The sequence below is a fragment of the Shewanella sp. SM20 genome, from assembly GCF_025654545.1.
Classification (GTDB): domain Bacteria; phylum Pseudomonadota; class Gammaproteobacteria; order Enterobacterales; family Shewanellaceae; genus Shewanella; species Shewanella oncorhynchi.
Map to the genome: position 1 here is coordinate 1 of NZ_JAKKRK010000003.1, position 24,277 is coordinate 24,277.

Sequence of the window (24,277 nt, forward strand, 5' to 3'; positions counted from 1 at the left end):
TATGCGGTATATGCGGTATTAGCAGTCGTTTCCAACTGTTATCCCCCTCGACTGGGCAGATCCCTAGGCATTACTCACCCGTCCGCCGCTCGCCGCCTCAGGAGTAAACTCCCTTGCGCTGCCGCTCGACTTGCATGTGTTAGGCCTGCCGCCAGCGTTCAATCTGAGCCATGATCAAACTCTTCAATTAAAGTTTTGTTGCTTCCGTCTTGCGACTTCAGCGGCTCAATGAATTCTGATTTTTTGTTTCTCGCACTCCTTATAAAAGAAGGGCTGAAACAAACTGTACATATTACTATGAACACTCATTGTTACATTGATTTAAATTTTTGACTGCCAACCCGAAGGTTAAGCAGTTTCGATTAACTCAACACCTGTGAGTGTCCACACAGATTTCTTGTTTTATCTTGTTAAAGAGCGTTGACCACATACCGTTGCCGGCGGGTCGTGCTGATGCTTCATCAGCTCAGGGTCGTGCATTTTACGCATTTCCCGTTTCGCGTCAAGGAGTATTTAACAACTTCTTGCTGCGCTTGAATTAAGTGCTTAAAAGCTACTGAATTCAACCTAACTCGTCAGCACGCTTTCGCTGTCTGCCGTGTCAGTGGATGCGCATTATAGGCAGTGAAACTTTTTGTGCAAGGGCTTTTTTAACAATCTCCGCCAAGCGAATAAATAACCACCAAACTGCAGAAATATACTGCAATACTGAGCAATATCGCTGTTTGGGTTGATAAGTTTGGCAGAAGGAATAGCCTATTGCTGGAGTTTTAATAGATTGAATGGGCATAAACAGAAGTTGATAGCTATTTTCGCTATATCTATCAGTAAACCTCTAAAAGCGTTATGCCCAGTGTGATGTCTTACTCTTGTTTGCACCTAGCTAATGATAAGCACTGATCAAAAGCACGAGCCCTAAGATTTATGCTCTTCTTATTTCTCTTTTTCGATATTTGTAGCGCTTTGTATTTGTGCTGCAGCTTGGGTTGAGGAATTGATCTCGACATTCGTCACCGTATCATCACCGACAATATGAGCGACTTTAAGTTTTCTCACAGTTCGAATCGTAATGATCGGACCTGAAATCGCATATAAGTAAAAACCGACGCATAAGATCAATGCAGGTTGAACTGACACCACCACAAATACACCTACGACCAGTAAGATCACGATAAAGTTAACCTTGCCACGCCAGTCAATTTCTTTAAAAGAGTGATAGCGAAAATTACTGACCATCAATAGACCAGTTGCCGCAGTCACAAGGGCTGCAATCCAACTGATATTTTTTCCATCGAGACTGTATTGATTACCAAGCCAAATGCTGCCAGCAATAACAGCTGCAGCGGCCGGACTAGCGAGACCTTGAAAATAACGCTTATCGGCAACGCCAACTTGCGTATTAAATCGAGCGAGCCTGAGTGCCGCACCTGCACAATAAATAAATGCCGCCAACCAACCAATTTTACCTAAGTCGGCTAATGCCCAATTGTAGGCGAGTAGTGCTGGCGCCATTCCGAAGGACACCATATCCGCCATACTGTCGTATTCGGCACCAAAATCACTTTGGGTATTAGTCAGTCTTGCCACTCGACCATCGAGACCATCACAGATCATGGCTATAAAAATGGCTATTGAAGCAGCTTCAAAGTTAGCATTCATGGAAGCAATCACAGCATAAAAGCCAGAAAACAATCCTGCTGTCGTAAAAAGATTAGGCAGTAAATAGATACCTTTATTCTTTACTGTTTGATTTGAAGAATTTTGCATACACTTATTACGCTAGTTCAGTGAAGAGAAGTTAGCTTTCAAGATAACATATTTTATTATCATGTCGATGAGAGACCAGTTAGGGATAATTTCGATGTTAAAAGTGAACATGTTCAGAATAATACTGTATCGATGGCTCTGGCTCGGCCTTTTCATTGGCCCCGTTTCTGCGGGCGTTATCTATACTTGGGTCGACGAAAATGGGGTGACGCATTACAGCCAACAAGCCCCGCAACAAGAAAACATCAAAGCAGAAAAGCTCTACAGTGAAGATTTAGAGCAGGCGAAAGTGGGTTTTATCGCACCGGTAAAGAAAGCGGAAGCCACTTCTGAAGCCAATGAATTAGAAAAGTCAGCGGCGCTGATTAAAGAAAAAGACACCAAACAGGCTAAATCCATTTGTGAGAGTGCAAAACACAATTTAGAAATACTCACAACGCATACTAAGCTTATCCGCCAAACTTCCGATTCAGGTGAATCTGTCGCTATGACTGAAGAAGATCGCCAAGCCTCGATTGCCCAGCAGCAGGAAAGAATCAAACTCTTCTGTGATAAGAAGTAGCCAAATTTACTATGCCACTACATTAATGAACAACGATTAAGCTGATGCAATAAAAAAGGAGCCGAGTTAAAAACTCGGCTCCTTTCATTTTAGTGCTTGAAGCGGGAGCGATACTGACTAAAACAGCGCTATCTCTTATTGCAAGATAGTTTATTTCAAGCTCGTTCATTCAAGAACGCTTATTTCAGTTCGCCTATTTAAACATATCCAACTTCAAGCTTGCGATTAACGTATCGCATTCAAACAACACACTAAGTTACTAGCTACTAGTTATTGCTCGAACACTAACTCGCCACCCGCACAGCTGACCTTGATCGGTTTACCCGGTAACAAGTCACCACGCAGTAATTTCTGCGCCAGCGGGTTTTCGACTTCTTGCTGCAATGCCCGTTTCAACGGTCTTGCACCATACACAGGATCGAAACCAATTTCCGCAATCAATGATAATGCGTCGTCGGTGATCTCCAATGTATAGTCCTTTTCAGCCAAACGTTGGCGTAAGGAAGCAATTTGTATCGAAGCAATACGTTTGATATTGGCAGCATCCAATGGATGGAACACCACAGATTCATCGATACGGTTTAAGAACTCGGGTCTGAAACTGTGAGTGACGACATTCATTACCGCCGCTTTCATCTCTGCATAGGTCACTTGACCAAATCCTTCTTGGATAATGTCGGAGCCTAAGTTCGAGGTCATGATGATCACTGTATTTCTAAAATCGACAGTACGACCTTGACCATCGGTTAAGCGTCCATCATCAAGCACTTGCAGTAAAATGTTAAACACATCGGGATGCGCTTTCTCGACTTCGTCGAGCAATATCACCGAATAAGGTTTACGACGAACGGCTTCCGTTAAGTAACCGCCCTCTTCATAACCTACGTATCCTGGAGGCGCACCCACTAAACGCGATACTGAGTGTTTCTCCATAAACTCAGACATATCAATCCGCACTAAAGCCGATTCGGTATCAAATAAGAACCTCGCCAGTGATTTACACAGCTCAGTTTTACCTACACCCGTTGGGCCTAAGAACAGGAACGAGCCAATCGGGCGATTTGGATCCGCCAGACCCGCGCGGCTACGACGAATCGCATTCGCGACCGCATCGACGGCTTCGTTTTGGCCGATCACTCGTTCATGCAGCGCCACTTCCATTTGCAGTAATTTTTCGCGCTCGCCTTCAAGCATTTTCGATACGGGTATTCCCGTCGCTTTCGACAATACTTCGGCGATTTCGAACTCAGTAACCTTGTTACGCAATAACGTCATGTCCTGCATTTCGGCTTGCGATGCCAAATCGAGCTGTTTTTCAAGCTCAGGTATACGACCGTATTGCAGCTCAGACATCCGAGTTAAATCACCCGCACGACGCGCCACTTCTAAGTCCATTCGAGCCTGTTCGAGATCGGCTTTTATGTGCTGAGTGCCCGCTAATGCGGCTTTTTCAGTACGCCAGATTTCGTTCAACTCTGAAGCTTTCGCTTCAACGTCACGTAATTCCTCTTGCAGATGGTCAAGCCTGCGACGACTCGCCTCATCATTTTCTTTGGCTAACGCTTGCTCCTCCAGTTTGAGCTGGATAGCACGACGTTCGAGCCTGTCGAGTGACTCAGGTTTTGAGTCCATTTGCATACGGATACTCGATGCCGCTTCATCGATCAAATCGATCGCTTTATCGGGTAACTTACGGTCCGACACATAACGGTGCGACATGGTCGCTGCCGCCACAATCGCCGGATCGGTAATTTCCACATGGTGATGCAGCTCGTAACGTTCTTTCAGTCCACGCAAAATGGCGATGGTGTCTTCAACGCTTGGCTCATCCACCAGCACCTTTTGGAAACGACGTTCAAGCGCCGCATCTTTTTCAATATACTGACGATACTCATCAAGCGTGGTCGCGCCCACACAGTGCAAGTCACCACGCGCTAACGCAGGTTTGAGCATGTTACCCGCATCCATAGCGCCCTCACCTTTACCGGCGCCGACCATAGTATGCAGTTCGTCGATGAAGAGGATCACTTGACCTTCTTCCTGTGACAACTCATTAAGTACCGCTTTTAAACGTTCTTCAAACTCACCACGATATTTAGCACCCGCAATCAATGAGCCCATATCGAGGGATAAGACACGCTTATTTTTAATGCCCTCGGGGACTTCACCATTAACGATACGCTGGGCAAGTCCTTCAACAATCGCCGTTTTACCCACACCCGGTTCACCGATAAGGACGGGGTTATTTTTACTGCGACGTTGTAACACTTGGATCGTACGGCGAATTTCATCGTCACGGCCGATCACAGGATCTAACTTGCCTTGTTCGGCTCGCTCGGTGAGATCGATAGTAAACTTCTTCAACGCTTGGCGTTGATCTTCAGCGTTCGGATCATCCACTTTTTGGCCGCCGCGCATTTGTTCAATGGTTTGTTCCATCAACTCTTTGGTCGCGCCGGCTTTTTTCAACGCTTGTGCAAGAGCATCGGCACCTTCTAACGCAGCTAATACAAATAATTCGCTAGAGATATATTTATCTTTACGCTTTTGCGCCAATTTATCGCACAGATTTAATAAACGGATTAAACCTTGGGATAATTGCACATCGCCGCCCGTACCTTCGACTTGAGGTAAGCGTTCCAGCTCTTGACTCAAGAGCGATCGCAGTGCACTCACTCGAATACCAGCTTGGGTCAATAAGGGATGGATTGAACCTGAATCTTGGTTCAACAATGCCATCATCAAATGCAGCGGTTCAATAAACTGATGATCACGCCCAAGTGCGAGTGACTGGGCATCAGAGATGGCAAGCTGAAATTTATTGGTCATACGATCGAGTCGCATACAGCCTCCTAACACTCATATAGTAGAGATATGCCAATCCACAAGACATCTTGCCAATTTAGTGGCTTTAAAATCAGTACCGCTAATGGAGAGATCTAAATAGGATTGGTATTACATTTCGTTAGTTAAAAGATGGGGGCTATTTAGCCAAATTCAAGCGAATAACGCGCAAATAAATACAAACTGTAGGGGAATTAGCTTAAGACTTAAGCCAGATCAATGAAGCCATGCGTCCCGACACCTTATCGCGACGATAAGAGAAGTAATCCGTGTCGCTGACTGTGCAGATATCTGCGCTATAAATATGGTTTATCCCGAGTAAACTCAAGCGTAATTTAGCCAAGCCAATAATATCGGCAAGATACTTGTTACCACTTGGAATAAAACACGCTGCCGACTGCGAATGTAAAGTACAAAAAGCTTGCTGTACTTCAACGCCGACTTCAAATTTTTGTGGACCAATTGCCGGGCCGAGGTAGGCAATCAACTCATCCATAGGTGAACTAAACTGCGCCGCGGTGGCCTCAATCACGCCATCACATAAACCACGCCAACCGGCATGAGCTGCAGCCACTTCGGTTCCCGCTTGATTACACAACAACACAGGTAAACAATCGGCAGTCATTATAGCGCAAACTAGGCTCGCGGTTCGGCTGTAACAGGCATCGGCAATCTGTGTATCCACAGCAGGAGCTAAGTTCAGCGCGTCTAAATTAAGCACATGAGTACCATGCACTTGCTCGAGCCAGACAGGATCTGCGGTTAACGCTAATTGTTTGCAGAGTAATTCACGATTAGCCATCACCAGCTCAGGCGCATCACCGACATGCAGTCCAAGATTCAAACTGTCATAGGGATGCACGCTCACACCGCCATGACGATTTGTCATAGCGATGCCGACATTAGCGGGAACAGGCCAATCGTGATTAAACACTTACAAATACTCGATCGGATGCTCGACCGTGTCTTGACGCAGTGCTTTCGTCAAAATCACCATGTCTTCAGGAATTGGCGCGTGCCAGCTCATGATTTCACAACTCACAGGATGCGCTAATTCAAGACGCACTGCGTGCAGAGCTTGGCGCTTGAAGTTTTTCAGAATATCAAAAAACTCTGGGCTGGCCCATTTCGGCGGTTTTGGACGACCACCATACACAGGATCGCCCACTAATACGTGGCCAATGTATTCCATGTGCACACGAATTTGGTGAGTACGGCCAGATTCAAGGCGCAATCTTAGACGAGTGTGATTACGGAATTTTTCCGCCACACGATAATGCGTCACAGCTGGTTTACCTGAGTGATGCACCGCCATATGAGTACGTTTCGTTGGATGACGACCAATCGGCTCATCAACAGTACCGCCACCTGTCATAGTCCCCATCACAATCGCTTCGTATTCACGAGTGATTTCACGGGCCTGCAAGGCGGCAACTAAATGGGTTTGCGCTTCAACGGTTTTGGCTACAACCATTAAACCTGTAGTATCCTTGTCCAGACGGTGCACAATACCAGCACGTGGTACATGCTCAATATCGGGACAATGGTGCAATAGTGCATTCATCAAAGTGCCATCGGCATTGCCTGCACCAGGGTGAACCACGAGTCCCGCTTGCTTGTTGATCACAATAATGTCGTCATCTTCATAGACGATATCCAGATCAATGGCCTGTGCCGCTGCGTGAACTTCTTCTTCAAGAGTGGCATCTATGAGTATCTGTTGCAGCTCATAAACTTTCTCTCGGGGCTTATTAACGACAACGCCGTCAACATAAACTGCATCAGATAGGATCCATTCCTTGATGCGCGTGCGCGAGTAATCTGGGAACAACTCTGCTAGGGCCTGATCTAATCTCAGTCCAGTTTGTGTTGCCGAAATCTCGCTTTTTAGATTAATCTCTTGTGTCATAGGAACCGTATCCCCATTTAGGGGTCAAAAAAATGTGTGCTATCTGTTACAATCGGATGTTTTCTATTTTATAGTGAAATGGAAAAATTCTTAACTACAACTTAAAAAGAATTGAATTCAAGTATGTATAAATTTTCCAAAGGCGTTACCTTAGTCCTATTTTCACTAGCGTTATCAGCCTGTAGCAGCAGCCCTGATGATAACGATATTGCCGCCAAAACGTCACCTGATGTACTTTATACTCAGGCAAGAACCTCTATGGAGCTTGGCAATTACTCTAAAGCTGTCCGTTCTTTGGAAGCGTTAGACTCACGCTTCCCCTTCGGACCTCACAAAACTCAAGTCCAGTTAGACCTGATATATGCTTACTATAAAATGGACGATGTCGCTTCTGGTATTGCGAACATAGACAGATTTATCCGTCTTAATCCAACTCATCCAGATGTAGACTATGTGTTCTATATGCGCGGTTTAGTGAACATGCAAGCCGACAATTACATGTTCCACGACATGCTTAATATCGACCGAACCGATCGTGACCCTAAAAATGCTCAAGATGCTTTCAAAGATTTTGATCGTCTTATCAAAACCTACCCTAACAGCAAATATGCCGCCGATGCGCAAAAACGCATGTTAGCGCTGAAGAATCGCTTAGCAAAATATTCAATTCAAGTTGCCGAGTATTATCTCAAGATGAATGCATGGAGCGCCGCAGCAATCCGAGCACAATCTGTAATGGAAACATACCCTGGCACCCCTTCAAATGAACGGGCATTAGAGATAATGATAGAAGCTTATGGCGAATTAGGTCAGAGCAAGCTGAAGCAAAACGTGCTCATGGTAATGCAAGCTAACTTCCCAAACAATGAAATCTTATCAAACTAACCGAGAATGCCCCTTTAATAGGGGCATTTTTTTGCTTGGTGACCCTAGATAAGCCATAAATAGATAACGCTAAGTTCTCAGTGTGGATAGTGGTTTGGTTATTTTTATATCCTCAATACCAACACAAATGACACTTTCGTGTAAATCTTATCCAACTGAGTCACTTTTTCCGTTATTTAGTAAAAATCTATTGACTCAAAACCCGAAAAGCCTTTAAATTGCGCCCGTCGCCCGAATAGCTCAGTCGGTAGAGCAGAGGATTGAAAATCCTCGTGTCCCTGGTTCGATTCCGGGTTCGGGCACCATCTTTAAATGGGTTGCTATAGCGACTTATGTTAGAGAACTGTGATAGGTACAGTGCAGGTGTGGTGGAATTGGTAGACACGCCAGCTTCAGGTGCTGGTGCTCGCAAGGGCGTGGAGGTTCAAGTCCTCTCACCTGTACCAAATTGCAGTTCAAAAGTTAAGATTCACAGTGTTAAGATTGTCAATTCGATGAAATATCGAATAGCCATGCAGATGTGGTGGAATTGGTAGACACGCCAGCTTCAGGTGCTGGTGCTCGCAAGGGCGTGGAGGTTCAAGTCCTCTCATCTGTACCAACATTTAAACCTCGCCAAGCGAGGTTTTTTTGTATCTAAAGCAAAATAAATTTTCTGTAACTCTCCCCTCTTTCCTCAGATTTGCTATACCTATTGTTACAGACTCATCATAGAGATAGATAGAGTTCTGCCTAAAGGACTCTTTAGTTCACAGAGGCTATCCATATGAACGGTTTACAAATAAAACAAAAAATGTTTATCGGCATTCTGGTTCCCCTTGTAATGCTAATGACGATTGGCTTTCTCGCCATTAATATGATGGGTAAAATTGAATCGGGTGTTGAACGTATCTATGGCGATAGAGTTGTACCACTAGACGATTTAAAAGTGATTGCTGATAAATACGCGGTCGATGTTATCGATGCGGTCAATAAGGCGAACGCGGGTGGTTTCACCGCCTCCCAAGCAGCTGAAGCACTAGACAGTGCTAAATCTACCATTACCCAGCATTGGCAAAAATACCTAGCCACTGAACTTACCTCAGAAGAATCCCGACTCGTAAAACAAGCCGAAGTGCTGTTCTTACCCGCGAATCAACAGATTGACACTCTGGTCTCACGCTTAAGAGGATTAAATGGTGATGTATCAAGCCAATTATCGGCCAATATCCTGCCGCTTTACCAAGTAATAGACCCCATCAGTAACCAAATATCTGAACTGATTGCACTGCAAATTCGCGTGGCAGGCGAAGAAAAAGATCGTGTGAATGCCATTTACCAATCTTCAATCACTATTTTTGTAGCATTAGCCTGTGCCGCCATGATTATCAGTATTGTGATTGGGCTCTGGGTCAATCGCAGCGTGATGAATCCTATTAATGACATTCTCAGTAAACTGAAGCTAATCCATCAAGACTCAGATCTTACCGTCAAATTCACTACTTTTAATCACGATGAGCTAGGACAAATATCCACTAGCCTCACCCAAGTTATTGAACACTTGCGGGGCATTCTTCATTCGATTGCCGAAGCGGCAAATACCGTTAATAGTTCAGCAAATGAGTTAAGCAGCTTCACGCAGGCAACCAATAAACGTATGCAACAGCAGCAAGCCGAAACGGAGCAAACTGCAACGGCCATGAATGAGATGACGGCAACGGTTGCAGAAGTCGCCCAAAGCGCATCTGCGGCGGCAGATTCAGCCAAAGATGCCGACACCTATGCAGCCAATGGCAATAATATTGTGATGCAATCGATTAGCAGTATGTCGCAATTATCTGATCAAATTCAAAAAACGGCACAAGTCATTGGATTTCTGTCTAATGAAAGCCAAAATATCGGCCGCGTACTCGATGTGATAAAAAGCATTGCCGAGCAAACCAATCTATTGGCATTAAATGCCGCCATTGAAGCAGCCCGTGCGGGGGAACAAGGCCGCGGCTTTGCAGTCGTTGCGGATGAAGTGCGGACCCTTGCGCAGCGCACCCAAAAGTCTACCCAAGAAATTGAGGCCATGATTGCCACACTGCAACAAGGCGTTAAAGAAGCAGTTAACGCTATGGAAATAGGTATAAATCAAGTAGATGATGCTAATGATAAAGCTAATCAAGCAGGCCAAGCACTGAAAGAAATCGTCTCCTCAGTAGATAGCATCACAGAACTTAATACTCATATTGCGACCGCTGCCGAAGAACAAAGTAGCGTTGCCGAAAGCATTAATCGTAGTATTATTGCCATCAGCGATATTGCCGAACATTCCACCGCATCGGCGGCTGAATTAAGTGAATCTGTGGTTAATTTAACTAAACTCGCCAACAGCATGCGCAATCAAGTGAGTGCATTTAAACTCTAAGTCAAAAAACCACACTATGACTGCAATAAGCTTTGCTGTTGCAGTTAACCTCCCTCCCCCCTCTGTAATGCATTGAAATAAAATATTTATTCATCATTCCCCTATCTCATATCCGCTTTGATAAAGCACTTCAAATGACCTTAATCACGCTTGTCGGTAGCACGAATTGCGATCATCACTATTGATCCAAATCAAATAGATCTTTAAACTTATTTAACATTCATAATATTTGCACGTTAAGGAATTTCTATGTTGGACAGCCGTACAATCCAAGTTATCAAGAGCACTATCCCCTTACTCGAATCCGCAGGCCCTGCGCTGACGACCCATTTTTATGAACGTATGTTCAAACATAATCCTGAACTAAAAGATGTATTTAACTTGGCACACCAGCATTCTGGTGGCCAGCCTGTTGCCCTGTTCAACGCCGTCGCGGCTTATGCTAAAAATATTGAAAACTTAGCGGTGCTAAGTTCGACTGTCGAGCGCATTGCCCAAAAACATACAGGCTTTCTGATCAAGCCTGAGCAATATGCGATCGTCGGCAGCCACTTATTGGCCACCCTTAAAGAGTTAGGCGGTGATGCAGTAACAGAAGAAGTATTAGAAGCTTGGGCGCAGGCCTATGGATTTTTAGCAGATATCTTTATTCAACGAGAAGCTCAAATTTATCAGGCACATGCAGAACAAGATGGCGGTTGGTTAGGTGAGCGTCAGTTTATCATTAGCGCGAAAAAGACTGAGTCCACAGTCATTACCTCCTTCATATTGACGCCCGAAGATGGTAAGCCAGTTAAAGATTTCATTCCTGGTCAGTATTTAAGTTTAAAACTAAAACATCCCAATTTAGCATATGAAGAAATCCGTCAATATTCCCTATCCGATGCACCGAATGGCAACAGCTACCGCATCAGTGTGAAACGTGAATTAGGTGGCCAAGTGTCTAATCTGCTACACGATACCATGCATATCGGTGACAAAATTGCAGTTATGCCGCCGGCGGGAGATTTTATCTTAGAAGTTGGGGCGGACATCCCCGTAGTGCTCATTTCGGCAGGAGTGGGTCAAACACCGATGAAAAGCATGTTGAATCAATTGATCAAGTTGCAACATCCAAGTGCTATTACTTGGCTACATGCCTGTGAGCAAGGTGATGTACATGGTTTCAAACAGGCTATTCACACCAAGCGCCAGCAACATCATAATCTGAAGAGCCATGTTTGGTATCGCAAGCCGAGTTCAACCGATGTGGTAGGTACAGATTATGATTTCGAAGGACAAATGGAATTAAGCAAAGTCGCAGACCAACTGCTTCCCCATGCACGTTACTATTTCTGCGGGCCTATTGGATTCATGTCAGCCATCAAGCAACAATTACTCGTTCTGGGTGTCTCAGCTGAAAACATGCACTATGAAGTATTCGGCCCCCACGCCGATCTCTAATCCCATGTCACTGGCTTGGGACACTTGACTCTCAAGTCCATTTTTATATTTAGAATACGCAGAATAATGGCTGATAAATTGAAGTGATCTATGTCTCTAAGCTACCGGTTTACAGCGGATGCAAGCCACTTCTGCGGCAGTCAGCACACGACTTTCGCCCGACGCCAGAGCTTCATCCAACACAATATCACCTATTGATAATCTATGTAGACCAACAACTGGGTTTCGAAAGCGGCCAAACATCCGCTTAATTTGATGGTACTTACCTTCCTTTAAAGTCACTTCAGCAACATGGTCAGCAATGATCACCAATTTAGCGGGCTGAGTCATTACTTCTTCAAAGCTGAAATACATGCCTTCGGCAAATGCGGCTATATATTCTTCAGTTAATGGATTAGCTAAGGTGACACGATACACTTTATCGACCTTATGCGTCGGTGACATTAGTGCATCAGACCAGCGGCTGTCATTGGTCAGTAATAACAAACCCGAAGAATTTAAATCTAGCCTACCCGCGATATGTAACTCATCACGGGCTTCGCAATCGAGCAAATCAATCACAGTTTTATGCTGAGTATCTTTAGTCGCGCTCACCACGCCAATCGGCTTATGCAACATCAAGTAAACTGGCGTGTTGGCCTGTAATATTTGCCCATCGAGTTGGATGTGAGAAAACTCATCCACTTGCCTATCCATGTCCTTCACTATCAATCCATCGACACGAACTCGGCCCAAGAGTAACAGTTCACGCACCGCTTTACGGTGAGTGTGTAACTGGGTACAAAGATAACGATCGAGTCGGCCGCGCTTAGACTGCATAACACCACAAATGACGAAATATGAATGGGATAGCCATTCTAGCAGGATGCGAGTTCAGGTCATAGCGAGCCAATACAGTAAGCATCACAGAGGTTATTTAGAGCAAAATTAGATCAAACTAGGCAAAATTTGTTAAGCTAGGCGTTCAATTCATCTTATTGTGAGTGGTTACCGCATCAAAAACTTATCTGCAAGTCCCGTTATGATACGTTCGAACCTGCTATTTTTAGCCTTGTTTTTAGTGATACTCGCGAGCTCATTCTTCACTCAAGCGAGCGATGCAGTAAATCCCCCTGAAGCGCCTCAACCTTTCGCCATCCATGATAAACCGCTGATAGAGCGCTACGTCTTCGATGAACTCAAATCCCTCAGATACGATCAACAGGATCTTGAGCGGCGCCTCACCATAGATATCACAGATCGCGAACTGGCCGTTGCCGACAAGTCGATGAATTACGCCAATGTCACTGTCACTTACTTCTTTTATATGATCGCCGGCGTCGCCTCTTTAGTTGCCTTTATCGGCTGGCAATCCCTACGGGAAATCAAGACACATACCGCCAAACTGGCCGCGAATCAGCTACAGAGTATTGCCGAACAATACGAAGAAAAGTTCAAATTACTCGAGCAAGAACTCAAGCATAAGAGTCGTACTATCACGGATAATAATCGTGAAATAGAAGTGATTAATGAAATTCATAATCTGTGGCTACGCGCCCAAAGTGCCCAGACACCCGAACAAAAAATTGAAGTCTACGATGAAATCCTCACGATTCGACCTGGAGACTTGGAAGCGCTGACCTACAAGGCCGATGCCGCAATGGAAATGCGCGAATTTAATTGGGCACAAAGCCTATGTAATCGTGTTTTGGAAGTTGACCCAACTAACGCCCATGCTTTTTATCAAAGAGCCTGCGCCTTTGCGTGTTTAGGTGTTGAAGATAGGGCAATTTCTGATTTGGAACGTGCAATCCATAACAGCGCATCCTTCAAAGAGCTAGCGTTGGATGAAGCTGATTTCTCACAACTTAAAGGGCATCCTCGTTTCGAAACCTTATTGGCCTATCACGAACCTGATAAGCCCTAAGCTCCGAGGTTTAAGCCCATAACGAATGCTTAATATATAGCGTTAGCTTTCAGTGACGTTTTATCCCACAGATAAAACGCCTCAAGCGAACAACTTAACTGCACTACTAGACTATCGTCGCAACTTTAATTGCCGCAATCTTATATGCACAGCGGCGAGCACCTTCGATGATATGTTCTTCGCGGCTCACTAAGGCGATATCAGCGAATAACTGCTGGAAAAGTTGCAACTCAGAGCGGCAAAAGTTCAAACACTTAGTCGCTGCAGCGCAGATTGGACAATGATTTTCGAGTAAAAAATACACGCCATCGATGTGTTCCATGGTCGCCATATAACCTTCGTTCGAGCGTAATTTCGCAAGTATGGCCAAACGTGTCGGAATATCAGTAGCACCTTCCATTGCCGCACGATATTGGACTAACGCACTTTGCTCCCTGTGACCGATAAGCTTATCCAAGCCTTGGTCGCCAAAGATCATTTTTACCGAGTCAATCAGCTGTACCGTCAATTCCTCATGGCGATCGGCAAAGTGAGTACGGCTTTGTTCGGTCAATCCCCAATAACGTGTTGGGCGACCGCGACCTTCAACTCGATCCTCAATATCCACATCACCCATATCTTCCAAAGCCTGAAGATGTTGACGCACCCCCATAGTCGTTAACGCCAATTCCTCCGCTAAGGTTTTAGCGGTAAGCGGGCCATGCAACTTGAGTAATTGAATAATCTTATCAGTAGTTTTCATTGAGCCTCCCCGATTTCAGCCGAAGCATTATCTCCCAATCTCCGCGGCTTTAACAGATTAAATAAACTTTTTTATTTACTTTATCCTTTACAAGATTAAATAAAGCAATTACCTTACAAATAATTTATAAACAAATAGGTTTACTTAATGAAATTACTCATCATCAGCACCAGCCAAAGACCCGATTCACAAAGTGCTAAAGTCGGTCGTTATATCGCGGAAAGCAGTTTCTCATCTCCCCACAACATGGGTTACGACACGATACATCACTTAGAACTATGCCTGTTTAATCTGCCCTTTTGGGACGGAGAAGAAGACAACAAAGGTGAACACTGGCACGAAATAGAGCACAGAGTCGATGAAGCCGATGCGCTAGTGCTGATCACCCCGGAATGGGGCGGCATGGCATCACCATTACTGAAGAACTTTTTGTTGATGTGTACTCGCGAAGAAACCGCCCATAAACCCGCCTTATTAGTCTCAATATCGGATGGTATTAGCGGTACCTATCCTATCGTTGAAGTGAAGATGAATGCACTCAAAAACAATAAATTAGTGCCCATCCCCGATCACTTAATCATCCGGAATGTCAGCCATGTACTCAATGCAATCCCTGAGAGTGCCCGCGATATCGCGCTTAGGGAAAGAGTGCAATACAGCTTATATATGCTGCATCAATACGCCCAAGCATTAGCCCCCATTCGTGAACAACATGCCAATCAAGCGTACCCAAAACAGCAGGAATACTGTTACGGTATGTAAGCGGCTTGAGATTTTAACCACCAGCAACAGACTAAAATCATTACAAGGAACGCATTATGATTCATTTAGAGCATATCAATTTAGTGGTAGACGACATCCCCGCAGCACTGCGCTTTTATCAAGCGGCTTTCCCCCATTGGCGTGTTCGCGGTGGCGATAAAGGCACTTGGTACGGCAAACCCCGTAATTGGATTCATTTTGGCGATGATTATCAATACATTGCTTTTAGTGACAATGGTGAAGGTGAAAACCGCGATTTGGCTGGTCATCAAATTGGACTGGCGCATTTTGCCTTTGTGACCGACAACTTAGATGCTGTGATAGCAAGACTGACCCAAGCAGGTTTTCCTATTGCCAAAGATGGCATGGATGATCCCTATCGACGCAATATTTACTTCTTCGATGCCCATGGCTTTGAAGTGGAATTTGTGGAGTATTTAACTGATATTCCAACGGAACGAAATCGCTATTAGCTATTAGCTATTAGCTATTAGCTATTAGCTAGCGTAAATCGTTATTAAAAAGAAGTAGCCAAGAACCGCTTGTAGTGAATAGGGTGTAGGAGCTAGGTACTAGACACTATTCGCTTCGCTCGGATTGTTGCTGCGCCACAATGGCCGAATCCTTATGGGCATAAAAGTGGAGTCTAAACTGAGTATCTTCGGTCAGTAGCTCCACTTTATGCCAATATTCAGGATGTGAAATGGCGGTTTCACCTGCGCGAATAATAATTTCTTTATCTAACTCGCCCCTGCTACCCGTATAGCCATAAAACTTTAAGCTGCCCGTTAACACTTGGATTTGCCCATATACGCCAGCCTTAGTATTGTGCATGTGCAGCAACATTTTAGGGACGTTGTCATGGTTGAAAACCGGCGTTGATTTGTAATTGACAAAATCTTTGGGGACTAGGGCCATGATGTTTTGCACTCCTTGCGTCAAATCACGAAAATCGAACAATGCTTACGGCAAGACTAATATAGCCGTTGCCGTATTTCTGTCCAACTCATATCTTGACCTGTATTAACGAGCGGGTTTAAACGTCGAATTTGAAAACACCAAAGTGCTCATTCATGCTTGCAATAGCAAGGTTAGTTACTTTCATCACTGTAATCGCTACACTAGCCCGCATTAAGTGCCACCTCAATTAGATGACATGATGCCAACGCCCTATTCATACTCCACAACGTATATTTTAGATAAAGCCCATTTCGATGAATGCTATACACAATCAGTGGTACCAGATCCCACGCTCAAACCTTACTACAAAGCCATTGGATTAACACTGATAGGTATCGCGCTTATTTTCACCGATATTAGCCTTTATTTAGCTTACTTTTTTGTTGGGTTAGGTGTTATCGAAGCGCTCAATGTGAAGTATCACAAAGCATGGTGGTTGATGCGTCAGATGATGAGTAAAGCGGCCAGCAATGAGGTCACACTCACTATTGATGGGCAAGGGATTCATACTCAATCCATGTCTGTGACCAGCCAAATTTTATGGACCGACATTTACCGGATTAAAGAAACTGAAAAAGGCTTCTTGATCACCCACAAAGCAGGCACGAGTTATGTTTCTCTCCGTAGCTTAGATGAAGCAGCTGTGGCCTATATTAAAACTAAAATCTAGTACAGCTAACACCCATAAAAAAGGCTGATCTTCATCAGCCTTTTTTACAACTCTGCATTGCTGAATCGTTACTTTTTCAATTCACCCACCGGTAAAATCGTACGGCCATACTCATTATTAAGCACCTGCGCCATCGCAAAATAAATCGCACTCGCACCGCAAAGTATCCCTTCAAAGCCCGCAATAGTGCCAATCAAGGCGCTACCCGTAAAATCACGCGCCGCCAGCAGAAAAAATAAGATAGTTAAAGAAGCAAACACAAACTGTTTGGCTCTTGGATAACGCAAAGAACCCACAAACATAAATGCCGTGAATATGCCCCAAAGCGTTAAATACCAGCCCATAAAATACGTTGGACTCGCCGCAATGCCAGCATTAGGCATTAAAATGAGGCCCACTAGCGTTAACCAAAACAAACCGTATGAGGTAAATGCCGTCGTACCAAAAGTATCGCCGCGCATGAAACACATAATCCCCACAATCACTTGACCAATGCCACCGTAAAAAATCCCCATGGCTAAGATCATAGAATCAATAGGGAAATATCCCGCATTATGAATGTTTAACAAAATTGTTGTCATACCAAAGCCCATTAAACCTAATGGCGCTGGATTAGCCAGTTTTGTAGACACAGAGTTCCCCTAGAGAAAAATCAACAATTCAATAAAAATCAATAGCATTTGCCATTAATCTTATGCACGCGCACCTGCGAGAGCGGCGCATTCTAGAGGATAGCTATAATCTTAGCAATGTAATCATCAAAAACAAACGAACACATAAAAATAAACAATAAAAACATAAAGTTAAAATAATAAACTGTAAAATAAAATTTAAACTAAAAAACACATAAAAATTAATTCTTTTTAATTCAATATTCTAGAAAAAAAACGGCCTACAACATGCGTCATATCTCATTTTATATGACTTCTTATAACTACCGCATAATTCAGTTAACAGCGGCGATTAAACCTTCATTAAAAATCGACCATAAACAGTGATAATAATGCACTTTATCGCAAATAAGCCCTTAAAGTGATGTAAGCAGCATTTTTGAAAGAAATCCAAGTTCTACTGTACACACAATTAAGCGCAATAAGTTAAGCACATAAGTTTATGTGCAGAGTTTCATCAATTAATTTCAAGCACAAGTTCAGAAGAGCCAACTTAGCACGCATGAGTTCAGAGGGGGGGGTGTGAACCTAACTCAAGCAGCAAAAGATGCTGAGAATGAATCAAACTAGAGCAAATAAAGTACACTCAGCCAGCCCATTTACTCGAAGCGAATCAAGGGAAAACAAGGTAAAAAACCTTAATCAAGAAAGGTGAAAATTATTTATATCTAAAACAGAATAGCAGTGATAAATTGCTGATGTTGGCACAGTGGTGTTAAGAGAATGCTTCTTAATCTGTGGTTGGCAATACATAACTAAAGGAAATAAAATGAATAAGTTATCAGCTGTTTTTACTCTATTGGCATTAGTAAGTTTCACTTCCTTTGCTGACGACTCCTCTTTACCGCCTGCACCAGCAGCCGATCTCGCTCAGCTGAAAGAAGTGTGCCAGCAGATGGCCTCTGAAGATCAAGTCGAAAATGCTGAGCTAAAACAATATGTGCTTGATTGTGTAAACGATCAATTGACAGAAATGGGCTACAAGTCAGTTACTGAGGTCAATTAATCTTCATTCTAATCTCTGTGTTATTACCACAAAGTAGGTTATTCGGCTTCAGTCAGTGCCATTCACACTTGCGAATGGCATTATTATTTCCAAGCAACACAGCTTTTACACCATAATTGACATCATTTCAGTTACACTCGAAACTTATAAAACACAAAATTTAACATCCACAATTAACCGTACGAAAGCTGCCAAGATAAGCTTTTAGCATGACTATCAAGGTATTGTGCGATCTACAAATTTACTATTTAATTGATAGCTGTATCATTTTGCATCTGCGTGAATGAAACCACTGTTGAATTGAGCATAAAATGCTAATCTGTTTTCCTGTATTGTTAACCTCAGCCCTTAATCGTTAAATCATGTATCGTATTCTTTTTGTCCTAATTACAAGTTTAAGTATTTTGCCTGCAATCGGAATGGCGAAAGAAGCCTGTGCACCAGAAAATCAATGTATTGAGATGAACAACTGGGATCTAGGCATCGCCATAGGCTGGGGACAAAAAAGCAATCCACTCAGGGATTTTGACGATATTCCATTGTTCTTTATTCCAACAGTGGCCTATTACGGCGAACACTGGTTCTTCGACAATGGTAATTTAGGTTATACCTTAGCCGAGCAAGAAAGCTTTACAATTAACTTAGTAACAAGTTATAGCTTAGATAGAGCCTACTTCTATCAATGGGACCCATCAAATATCTTTTTGAATCGTGGCACTCAAGTTGAAGCCAAAGCCATAAATAGTATGGCTTTGTCGACTGAGCCAGAGCCTGAGTTTAATTCCTTAGAGACTCGGAACTTCACCTTACTTGGCGGTGCCGAAGCATTCATCTATACGCGGCTCGGTATTATTAGATTGGCGTACACCCATGATATGTTTAATGTTCATCAAGGTTCAGAAGCACAAATAAAATGGACCTATGGCTGGGATTACGATCGTTTCATTTTTGAGTTTGCGTTGGTATTTGATTGGAAAAGCCAAGCCGTAGTGGATTATTATTACAGCGTTAGACCCAGTGAAAACGCCTATTGGAGCGAAAGATATCAAGCAAAATCAGGTTGGGATAAAGGTGCGGAAATGACGGCCCGTTACATATTAACTGACAATTGGGATCTACTGTTGGCAGTTCGTTACACTCTAATTGCCGATGAGATTGCCGCCAGTCCCTTGTTAGACCAAGACTATAGCAGCACCTACTTTATCGGCGCAGCCTATAGGTTCTAACGTTAGTGACACTGCCTCAGTTAAGCTTGCTTTGCTTTATAGGTCTAAGCCTCGGCTTGATGGGCCAAAGTTCAGCACAAGCCAAAACTCGCGACTCGGCACTCAAACTCACACCCGAAATTTGCATCACAAGTTCAGAAACTGAGGCCTGTGACGTCTATATAGAACTACAGTGGGAACTCGCTAAAGATGAGCTTATCTGTATCTTGTCCGACAACGCTGCCTACCCCAAATGGTGCAGTGATTCAGTTTCAACCCATACGTTAAGCATGAAAATCCACACTATGACGGATATTCAATTTGTCATGGTGAGTAAAGACAGTAACCAAACTTTGGCTGGTGCCAAACTTAAAATCACTTCTGCATCACAACCTCAGGTTCGCAGACGTTACCGCAACCCTTGGAGTTTATTTTAATGACAAGCCCACAATCGAACCACAGAGTATTATTGGTTGAAGACGACGTTCGCCTAGCAAACTTGATTGTAGATTACCTAAAATCCCATGGTATGCATGTTGAAGTTGAACGCCGTGGCGATACAGTGCTAACACGATTAATCAATTACAAGCCAGATATCATACTGTTAGACATTATGCTGCCCGGCATGGATGGTCTCACTCTGTGTGAGAAACTGCCCGATTATTTTGCAGGTCCAATCCTATTGATGAGCGCACTTGGTTCAAGTGAAGATCAAATCAAAGGACTAGAACTCGGTGCCGATGACTACGTGGTCAAGCCCGTCGATCCTGCTCTGTTAGTTGCGCGGATCAACAACTTACTTCGCCGTCAGAATCAGCCACCACAGGCAGAATCACACTGTCTAACCTTCGGTAAATTGAGTATCGACCCGCATACCCATGCGATTCGTCTTAATGAAACTGAAATTGATCTCACCAGCCATGAATTCGAATTGCTGTGGTTACTGGCCTCGCAAGCGGGCCAAGTGCTCAGCCGTCAGTATATTTATCAGTTGTTACTCAATATTGATTTCGATGGTAAAGATCGAAAAATTGACGTGCGGATCTCTAGATTACGTAAAAAACTCAACGATAATATTGAGACACCTTTCAGAATTAAAACCGTTTGGGGACAAGGTTATCTCTTTGCTCCTGAAGCTTGGAATAACTAAGCACAAATACAGTGAAACGTCTCTTTATCAGTTTATATCTGCTACTCAGTCTCAGCGTGCTTGGGATTGGCTGGACACTCGACAGCCTGTGGCAGAAGAATGTTGATGACAATAATGCCCTCGATGCGCCGTTAGTGGCATTGGCGCAATTATTAGCGGAATTACCTCCCGATGCCCGCCAACGGTATCTGGAGGCGATCCCAGCGAACCCTATGATGCCACTGCAATTACTCAATGCAGATCAAGTCGCGCTGGCAGATAATCAAGCGTTAAGCACAAGCAAGGTGTTCACCACCACGGCCAATGATGATAGCTTGCTGCAATTTATTCGAGTAGACGATCAAGTTTTAATGGCGGGGCCGCTGGACATAGATCCCAGAGCCAACCTTCGCAGCCTGTTCACCCTGTTCTTTTATTTATCGCTCGCCCTCGTTGCGCTAATTTGGGTCGGCCCGCTTTCACGGGATTTGAGCATACTGCGTAAGGCCACCAAAGAATTTGGCGAAGCCAAATGGGACACGCGGATTACCCTGTCAAATCGCTCCCAAGTTAAGCCCTTAGCCAATACGTTTAACGAAATGGCGCGACATATCAGCGCCTTGATTGAGAACCAGAAACACCTCTCTAATGCGGTATCCCATGAGATCCGCACGCCACTGGCGAGGCTCAAATTTGCTCTTGCACTTATGCCTATGTATTGTCAGCCAGATTCGGACGAACAGAAGCGACAAGACTTTCTCGATGAAATGCAGCTCGACATCAAAGAAATGGAAGACTTACTTCAAGAACTGCTGACCTACGCCAGCTTAGAGTCACAGCGAGAAGGTATCCAGTTGGATGAGTACGATTTAATTAATCTCATCAATCAAAGTATTAAGCGCCTAGAAACCTTAAGTCCAACGCCTATAACGCTCAAAGCCGAAGTCGAAAAACTGCCCTTATTCGGAGAACCCGCATTAATCGAACGGGCGCTACAGAATTTACTGACCAATGCACAACGCTTTGCCCGCACTGAAATCATTATTGAGGTTAAGCAAACGCAGCACAGGGTCAATTTAAGTGTGAGTAACGACGGCGAACCTATCCCCGCGGTGGATTTACCGAAAGTGTTCGAGCCATTTTATCGCAGCCAATCGGTACAGAATGGCAATAAAGGACATGGTTTAGGCCTTGCGATCATCAAACGGATTATGCAGCGACACCAGGGGAATGTGAGCGTCACCAGCGATGAGCAACATACCCGATTTAATTTAATCTGGCCGAAGAAGCGCAAGCTGTAATAGCAAGCGAGATGAGACTATTGTATGTCAGTCATTAATCCCACTCGCGAATGCAAAAAGCGAGTTAAACAAGTCAATTCAACCTATTAGTCTAGCTCGAAGCCACCAAAATCCAGATCGGCTTCGGGCTCAGGCTCAAAATTCAACTGTGGGTTTAACGCTGCCCTTTCTTGCTCTATTTGTGCTTGCCTTGCTTTCATCATCGCTAACTGGCGACGACGTTTACGTTGAGTACACAGGCGAATGACATCATACTTTTGCGCATCTGAAAACGTTAACCAATTGAATCTTTCGTCACGGCTTCGCAGGCAACCATTACAGTAACCGCGCGCATCGGTAACACACACACCGATACAAGGACTCGGGATATCAAAAAAGGCTAACTGTTCCATAACCCGCCGCTATTCCTATCTAAAAATGAACCATACTCAAAACGATCCTTGCTAAAAACAAAGCGTGTGGAATTGCACTCAAAGCGATTCAAATACAACACGCTCATCTAAAGTACTTGCAGAAACAACCTTAATCAAGGCACATTGAACAGAGTTTGTACAACTTGGAGCACTATCATGGGATACCGTCACTTTGCCAGTCTGCTCGTCGCTGTTGCCTTATTAAGCGCTTGCAGCAGTAAACCGAAAAACGATTATGATCTCAATTACGACTTCACCGCACTACGCAGCTTTACCCAGTTAACACCACAGCCGACGGATGACCCGTTAAGCGCCCAGCGTATTCAAGTAGAAATTAACAACCAATTGACTCAAAAAGGGTTTGTAGAAAATACAGCGTCGCCCGACTTTAACGTCGCCTACGCCTTACTCACCCAAGATAAGCCCAAAGATTCAGGGCTATCCATTGGATTAGGCACAGGCACATTCGGAAATTCGGGCGGGATTGGAATAGGCACCAGTGTTGGCGTGCCGCTGGGGAGTGATACCGCTAAAATTCAAACCATTCAGATAGATATTGTCGATCCTAAGACCAAAGCTCTTATTTGGCGTGGCAGCAACAGCTATGATTTCGATGCAGGCGGTAACGAGAAAGCCCAAGATACCGCCAAAGCCGTCAACCGAATTTTGGCGCAATTCCCACCGAAAAAATGATCACGTTTTAAAGGGTAAAAATGGGCGTATCTCGCCCATTTTCACCCATCAAACATTCATATCGCTCAATATGCTTAAAGTAAAAATCTAGGACTCAGGAAAAAAGCCCTGACGAAAGGTAACGATCGCCCCTATCACAGACAATCGCCACGACCACAGAACCCGGATATTGTTTAGCAATCTCCAGCGCAGCAAACACGGCACCGCCCGAACTGACTCCTGCACAAATCCCTTCCTCTCGCGCTAAAGTTCTCGCCATGGCTTTTGCATCTTGCTCTTCAATATCCATAACTAAATCAACCCAAGAAGCATCAAAAATCCCAGGCAAATATGCCTGCGGCCAACGCCGAATCCCTGGAATAGCACTGCCATCGGCGGGTTGAAGGCCGACGATAGTGATGTCGGGATTACAACTTTTAAGGTATTTTGACACACCCATTATGGTACCTGTCGTCCCCATACTTGACACAAAGTGGGTAATTTTGCCTAGACTCTGTTGCCAGATCTCAGGGCCTGTCGTGAGGAAATGGGCATTAGCGTTATCTTGGTTATTAAATTGATCCAGCACCTTACCTTTGCCTTCGCTTTGTAACTGCAGCGCCAAATCCCGCGCAGTCTCCATGTTATCCACTAGCATGAGTTCTGCGCCATAGGCTTGCATCGCATCCTTACGCTCCTGAGTCGAATTATTCGGCATAATCAGGATCATCTTGTATCCTTTGATTGCCGCCGCCATCGCCAGCGCAATCCCAGTATTGCCACTCGTTGCCTCAATAAGCGTATCACCAGGGCTTATTTCTTGGCGAAGTTCGGCCTGAATAATCATATTAAGTGCAGGACGATCTTTTACTGAACCCGCGGGGTTATTGCCTTCCAATTTTAACAGTACAGTGGAAGTACCACAGTTAAGCCGCTGCAAGCGAACCAGCGGAGTTTGCCCGATGCAGGCTTCAATTGTCGGAAAGTCAGACACTAGGATTATCCTTTACTTGATAAAAACAACTAAGCGATAGCCTA

At 44.3% G+C, this 24,277-nt stretch carries 24 protein-coding genes, 3 tRNA genes and 1 rRNA gene; 17 read left to right on the plus strand and 11 right to left on the minus strand.

Annotated features, from left to right (window positions below):
- Together L5M18_RS01905 and pssA are read right to left on the minus strand one after the other, a co-directional pair.
- Positions 1–190: ribosomal RNA gene (locus tag L5M18_RS01905) — 16S ribosomal RNA — on the minus strand; the annotation flags it as partial.
- Positions 191–933: 743 nt separating this feature from the next.
- Positions 934–1,767 carry a CDP-diacylglycerol--serine O-phosphatidyltransferase gene (pssA, locus tag L5M18_RS01910; protein WP_263195822.1) on the minus strand — a complete coding sequence of 278 codons (834 nt, stop codon included), beginning with the start codon at positions 1,765–1,767 and terminating at the stop codon, positions 934–936.
- A gap of 94 nt (positions 1,768–1,861) precedes the next feature.
- Here pssA and L5M18_RS01915 point away from each other — a divergent pair, with 94 nt between their 5' ends.
- Positions 1,862–2,329: a DUF4124 domain-containing protein gene (locus L5M18_RS01915; protein WP_263195823.1), complete on the plus strand. Its 468-nt coding sequence runs from the start codon at positions 1,862–1,864 to the stop codon at positions 2,327–2,329.
- Positions 2,330–2,599: 270 nt separating this feature from the next.
- Here the strand turns inward: L5M18_RS01915 and clpB are convergent, their stop codons facing one another.
- From clpB to rluD, 3 genes are all read right to left on the minus strand, one after another.
- Complete coding sequence (gene clpB, locus L5M18_RS01920; RefSeq protein WP_105249964.1) at positions 2,600–5,173, minus strand: ATP-dependent chaperone ClpB; 2,574 nt, start codon at positions 5,171–5,173, stop codon at positions 2,600–2,602.
- Positions 5,174–5,372: 199 nt separating this feature from the next.
- Positions 5,373–6,107 (minus strand): peptidoglycan editing factor PgeF, encoded by a 735-nt coding sequence (gene pgeF, locus L5M18_RS01925; RefSeq protein WP_263195824.1) that lies wholly within the window; start codon positions 6,105–6,107, stop codon positions 5,373–5,375.
- Complete coding sequence (rluD, locus tag L5M18_RS01930) at positions 6,108–7,082, minus strand: 23S rRNA pseudouridine(1911/1915/1917) synthase RluD (protein ID WP_105249966.1); 975 nt, start codon at positions 7,080–7,082, stop codon at positions 6,108–6,110.
- Between the two features lie 123 nt (positions 7,083–7,205).
- Here rluD and L5M18_RS01935 point away from each other — a divergent pair, with 123 nt between their 5' ends.
- The 6 genes from L5M18_RS01935 to hmpA all read left to right on the plus strand — a co-directional run bounded on the left by L5M18_RS01935 (position 7,206) and on the right by hmpA (position 11,802).
- A complete protein-coding gene (locus L5M18_RS01935) occupies positions 7,206–7,967 on the plus strand; it encodes an outer membrane protein assembly factor BamD (protein ID WP_105249967.1) in 762 nt (253 codons plus the stop codon).
- 229 nt (positions 7,968–8,196) lie between these two features.
- Positions 8,197–8,272 (plus strand) — tRNA-Phe (locus L5M18_RS01940).
- A gap of 54 nt (positions 8,273–8,326) precedes the next feature.
- Positions 8,327–8,413 (plus strand) — tRNA-Leu (locus L5M18_RS01945).
- 68 nt (positions 8,414–8,481) lie between these two features.
- Positions 8,482–8,568, plus strand: a tRNA-Leu gene (locus L5M18_RS01950).
- Positions 8,569–8,733: 165 nt separating this feature from the next.
- On the plus strand, positions 8,734–10,359 hold the full coding sequence (locus L5M18_RS01955; RefSeq protein WP_263195825.1) for a methyl-accepting chemotaxis protein: 1,626 nt from the start codon (positions 8,734–8,736) through the stop codon (positions 10,357–10,359).
- A 249-nt stretch (positions 10,360–10,608) separates the two neighbouring features.
- Positions 10,609–11,802, plus strand: a complete 1,194-nt coding sequence (hmpA, locus tag L5M18_RS01960) for an NO-inducible flavohemoprotein (RefSeq protein WP_168825053.1) — start codon at positions 10,609–10,611, stop codon at positions 11,800–11,802.
- A 96-nt stretch (positions 11,803–11,898) separates the two neighbouring features.
- Here hmpA and L5M18_RS01965 read toward each other — a convergent pair whose 3' ends face one another.
- A complete protein-coding gene (locus tag L5M18_RS01965) occupies positions 11,899–12,621 on the minus strand; it encodes a pseudouridine synthase (protein WP_263172380.1) in 723 nt (240 codons plus the stop codon).
- Positions 12,622–12,781: 160 nt separating this feature from the next.
- Between L5M18_RS01965 and L5M18_RS01970 the strand changes: the two genes are divergently transcribed.
- The gene (locus L5M18_RS01970) at positions 12,782–13,708 is read left to right on the plus strand and encodes a TPR end-of-group domain-containing protein (protein WP_212601711.1); all 927 of its coding nucleotides are present in this window, start codon (positions 12,782–12,784) and stop codon (positions 13,706–13,708) included.
- Positions 13,709–13,814: 106 nt separating this feature from the next.
- On the opposite strand, the gene L5M18_RS01975 is transcribed toward L5M18_RS01970, so the two are convergent.
- Positions 13,815–14,450: a helix-turn-helix transcriptional regulator gene (locus tag L5M18_RS01975; RefSeq protein WP_263168028.1), complete on the minus strand. Its 636-nt coding sequence runs from the start codon at positions 14,448–14,450 to the stop codon at positions 13,815–13,817.
- A 147-nt stretch (positions 14,451–14,597) separates the two neighbouring features.
- Between L5M18_RS01975 and L5M18_RS01980 the strand changes: the two genes are divergently transcribed.
- Entirely contained in the window at positions 14,598–15,212 is a 615-nt protein-coding gene (locus L5M18_RS01980; protein WP_263195826.1) for an NADPH-dependent FMN reductase, read from the plus strand.
- 56 nt (positions 15,213–15,268) lie between these two features.
- On the plus strand, positions 15,269–15,685 hold the full coding sequence (locus L5M18_RS01985) for a VOC family protein (RefSeq protein WP_113939921.1): 417 nt from the start codon (positions 15,269–15,271) through the stop codon (positions 15,683–15,685).
- A gap of 106 nt (positions 15,686–15,791) precedes the next feature.
- Here L5M18_RS01985 and L5M18_RS01990 read toward each other — a convergent pair whose 3' ends face one another.
- Entirely contained in the window at positions 15,792–16,130 is a 339-nt protein-coding gene (locus L5M18_RS01990) for a DUF1971 domain-containing protein (RefSeq protein WP_168825047.1), read from the minus strand.
- Between the two features lie 241 nt (positions 16,131–16,371).
- Between L5M18_RS01990 and L5M18_RS01995 the strand changes: the two genes are divergently transcribed.
- The gene (locus L5M18_RS01995) at positions 16,372–16,842 is read left to right on the plus strand and encodes a YcxB family protein (protein ID WP_219255296.1); all 471 of its coding nucleotides are present in this window, start codon (positions 16,372–16,374) and stop codon (positions 16,840–16,842) included.
- A 68-nt stretch (positions 16,843–16,910) separates the two neighbouring features.
- Here the strand turns inward: L5M18_RS01995 and L5M18_RS02000 are convergent, their stop codons facing one another.
- A complete protein-coding gene (locus L5M18_RS02000) occupies positions 16,911–17,474 on the minus strand; it encodes an acetate uptake transporter (protein WP_113939919.1) in 564 nt (187 codons plus the stop codon).
- Positions 17,475–18,282: 808 nt separating this feature from the next.
- On the opposite strand from L5M18_RS02000, the gene L5M18_RS02005 reads away from it, so the two are divergent.
- From L5M18_RS02005 to L5M18_RS02025, 5 genes are all read left to right on the plus strand, one after another.
- Positions 18,283–18,519 (plus strand): hypothetical protein, encoded by a 237-nt coding sequence (locus L5M18_RS02005; RefSeq protein WP_028759260.1) that lies wholly within the window; start codon positions 18,283–18,285, stop codon positions 18,517–18,519.
- A gap of 362 nt (positions 18,520–18,881) precedes the next feature.
- Positions 18,882–19,745 (plus strand): MipA/OmpV family protein, encoded by an 864-nt coding sequence (locus L5M18_RS02010; RefSeq protein ID WP_219250276.1) that lies wholly within the window; start codon positions 18,882–18,884, stop codon positions 19,743–19,745.
- 5 nt (positions 19,746–19,750) lie between these two features.
- Entirely contained in the window at positions 19,751–20,161 is a 411-nt protein-coding gene (locus tag L5M18_RS02015) for a DUF3019 domain-containing protein (protein WP_028759258.1), read from the plus strand.
- Entirely contained in the window at positions 20,161–20,874 is a 714-nt protein-coding gene (locus L5M18_RS02020; RefSeq protein WP_006080570.1) for a response regulator, read from the plus strand. The genes L5M18_RS02015 and L5M18_RS02020 overlap by 1 nt, the downstream gene beginning before the upstream one ends.
- 11 nt (positions 20,875–20,885) lie before the next feature.
- The gene (locus tag L5M18_RS02025; protein ID WP_263195828.1) at positions 20,886–22,154 is read left to right on the plus strand and encodes an ATP-binding protein; all 1,269 of its coding nucleotides are present in this window, start codon (positions 20,886–20,888) and stop codon (positions 22,152–22,154) included.
- An 86-nt stretch (positions 22,155–22,240) separates the two neighbouring features.
- Here L5M18_RS02025 and L5M18_RS02030 read toward each other — a convergent pair whose 3' ends face one another.
- Positions 22,241–22,546 carry a DUF1289 domain-containing protein gene (locus L5M18_RS02030; protein WP_028759256.1) on the minus strand — a complete coding sequence of 102 codons (306 nt, stop codon included), beginning with the start codon at positions 22,544–22,546 and terminating at the stop codon, positions 22,241–22,243.
- 177 nt (positions 22,547–22,723) lie between these two features.
- Here L5M18_RS02030 and L5M18_RS02035 point away from each other — a divergent pair, with 177 nt between their 5' ends.
- The gene (locus L5M18_RS02035; RefSeq protein ID WP_263195829.1) at positions 22,724–23,260 is read left to right on the plus strand and encodes a DUF4136 domain-containing protein; all 537 of its coding nucleotides are present in this window, start codon (positions 22,724–22,726) and stop codon (positions 23,258–23,260) included.
- A 94-nt stretch (positions 23,261–23,354) separates the two neighbouring features.
- On the opposite strand, the gene cysM is transcribed toward L5M18_RS02035, so the two are convergent.
- On the minus strand, positions 23,355–24,233 hold the full coding sequence (gene cysM, locus L5M18_RS02040; protein WP_105249981.1) for a cysteine synthase CysM: 879 nt from the start codon (positions 24,231–24,233) through the stop codon (positions 23,355–23,357).
- Positions 24,234–24,277 lie beyond the last annotated feature (44 nt).

Coding starts and splice junctions, on each gene's coding strand:
- pssA (WP_263195822.1), bottom strand. CDS start 1,767: ATGCAAAATTCTTCAAATCAAACAGTAAAGAATAAAGGTATCTATTTA.
- L5M18_RS01915 (WP_263195823.1), top strand. CDS start 1,862: ATGTTAAAAGTGAACATGTTCAGAATAATACTGTATCGATGGCTCTGG.
- clpB (WP_105249964.1), bottom strand. CDS start 5,173: ATGCGACTCGATCGTATGACCAATAAATTTCAGCTTGCCATCTCTGAT.
- rluD (WP_105249966.1), bottom strand. CDS start 7,082: ATGACACAAGAGATTAATCTAAAAAGCGAGATTTCGGCAACACAAACT.
- L5M18_RS01935 (WP_105249967.1), top strand. CDS start 7,206: ATGTATAAATTTTCCAAAGGCGTTACCTTAGTCCTATTTTCACTAGCG.
- L5M18_RS01955 (WP_263195825.1), top strand. CDS start 8,734: ATGAACGGTTTACAAATAAAACAAAAAATGTTTATCGGCATTCTGGTT.
- hmpA (WP_168825053.1), top strand. CDS start 10,609: ATGTTGGACAGCCGTACAATCCAAGTTATCAAGAGCACTATCCCCTTA.
- L5M18_RS01965 (WP_263172380.1), bottom strand. CDS start 12,621: ATGCAGTCTAAGCGCGGCCGACTCGATCGTTATCTTTGTACCCAGTTA.
- L5M18_RS01975 (WP_263168028.1), bottom strand. CDS start 14,450: ATGAAAACTACTGATAAGATTATTCAATTACTCAAGTTGCATGGCCCG.
- L5M18_RS01980 (WP_263195826.1), top strand. CDS start 14,598: ATGAAATTACTCATCATCAGCACCAGCCAAAGACCCGATTCACAAAGT.
- L5M18_RS01985 (WP_113939921.1), top strand. CDS start 15,269: ATGATTCATTTAGAGCATATCAATTTAGTGGTAGACGACATCCCCGCA.
- L5M18_RS01990 (WP_168825047.1), bottom strand. CDS start 16,130: ATGGCCCTAGTCCCCAAAGATTTTGTCAATTACAAATCAACGCCGGTT.
- L5M18_RS01995 (WP_219255296.1), top strand. CDS start 16,372: ATGCCAACGCCCTATTCATACTCCACAACGTATATTTTAGATAAAGCC.
- L5M18_RS02005 (WP_028759260.1), top strand. CDS start 18,283: ATGAATAAGTTATCAGCTGTTTTTACTCTATTGGCATTAGTAAGTTTC.
- L5M18_RS02010 (WP_219250276.1), top strand. CDS start 18,882: ATGTATCGTATTCTTTTTGTCCTAATTACAAGTTTAAGTATTTTGCCT.
- L5M18_RS02020 (WP_006080570.1), top strand. CDS start 20,161: ATGACAAGCCCACAATCGAACCACAGAGTATTATTGGTTGAAGACGAC.
- L5M18_RS02030 (WP_028759256.1), bottom strand. CDS start 22,546: ATGGAACAGTTAGCCTTTTTTGATATCCCGAGTCCTTGTATCGGTGTG.
- L5M18_RS02035 (WP_263195829.1), top strand. CDS start 22,724: ATGGGATACCGTCACTTTGCCAGTCTGCTCGTCGCTGTTGCCTTATTA.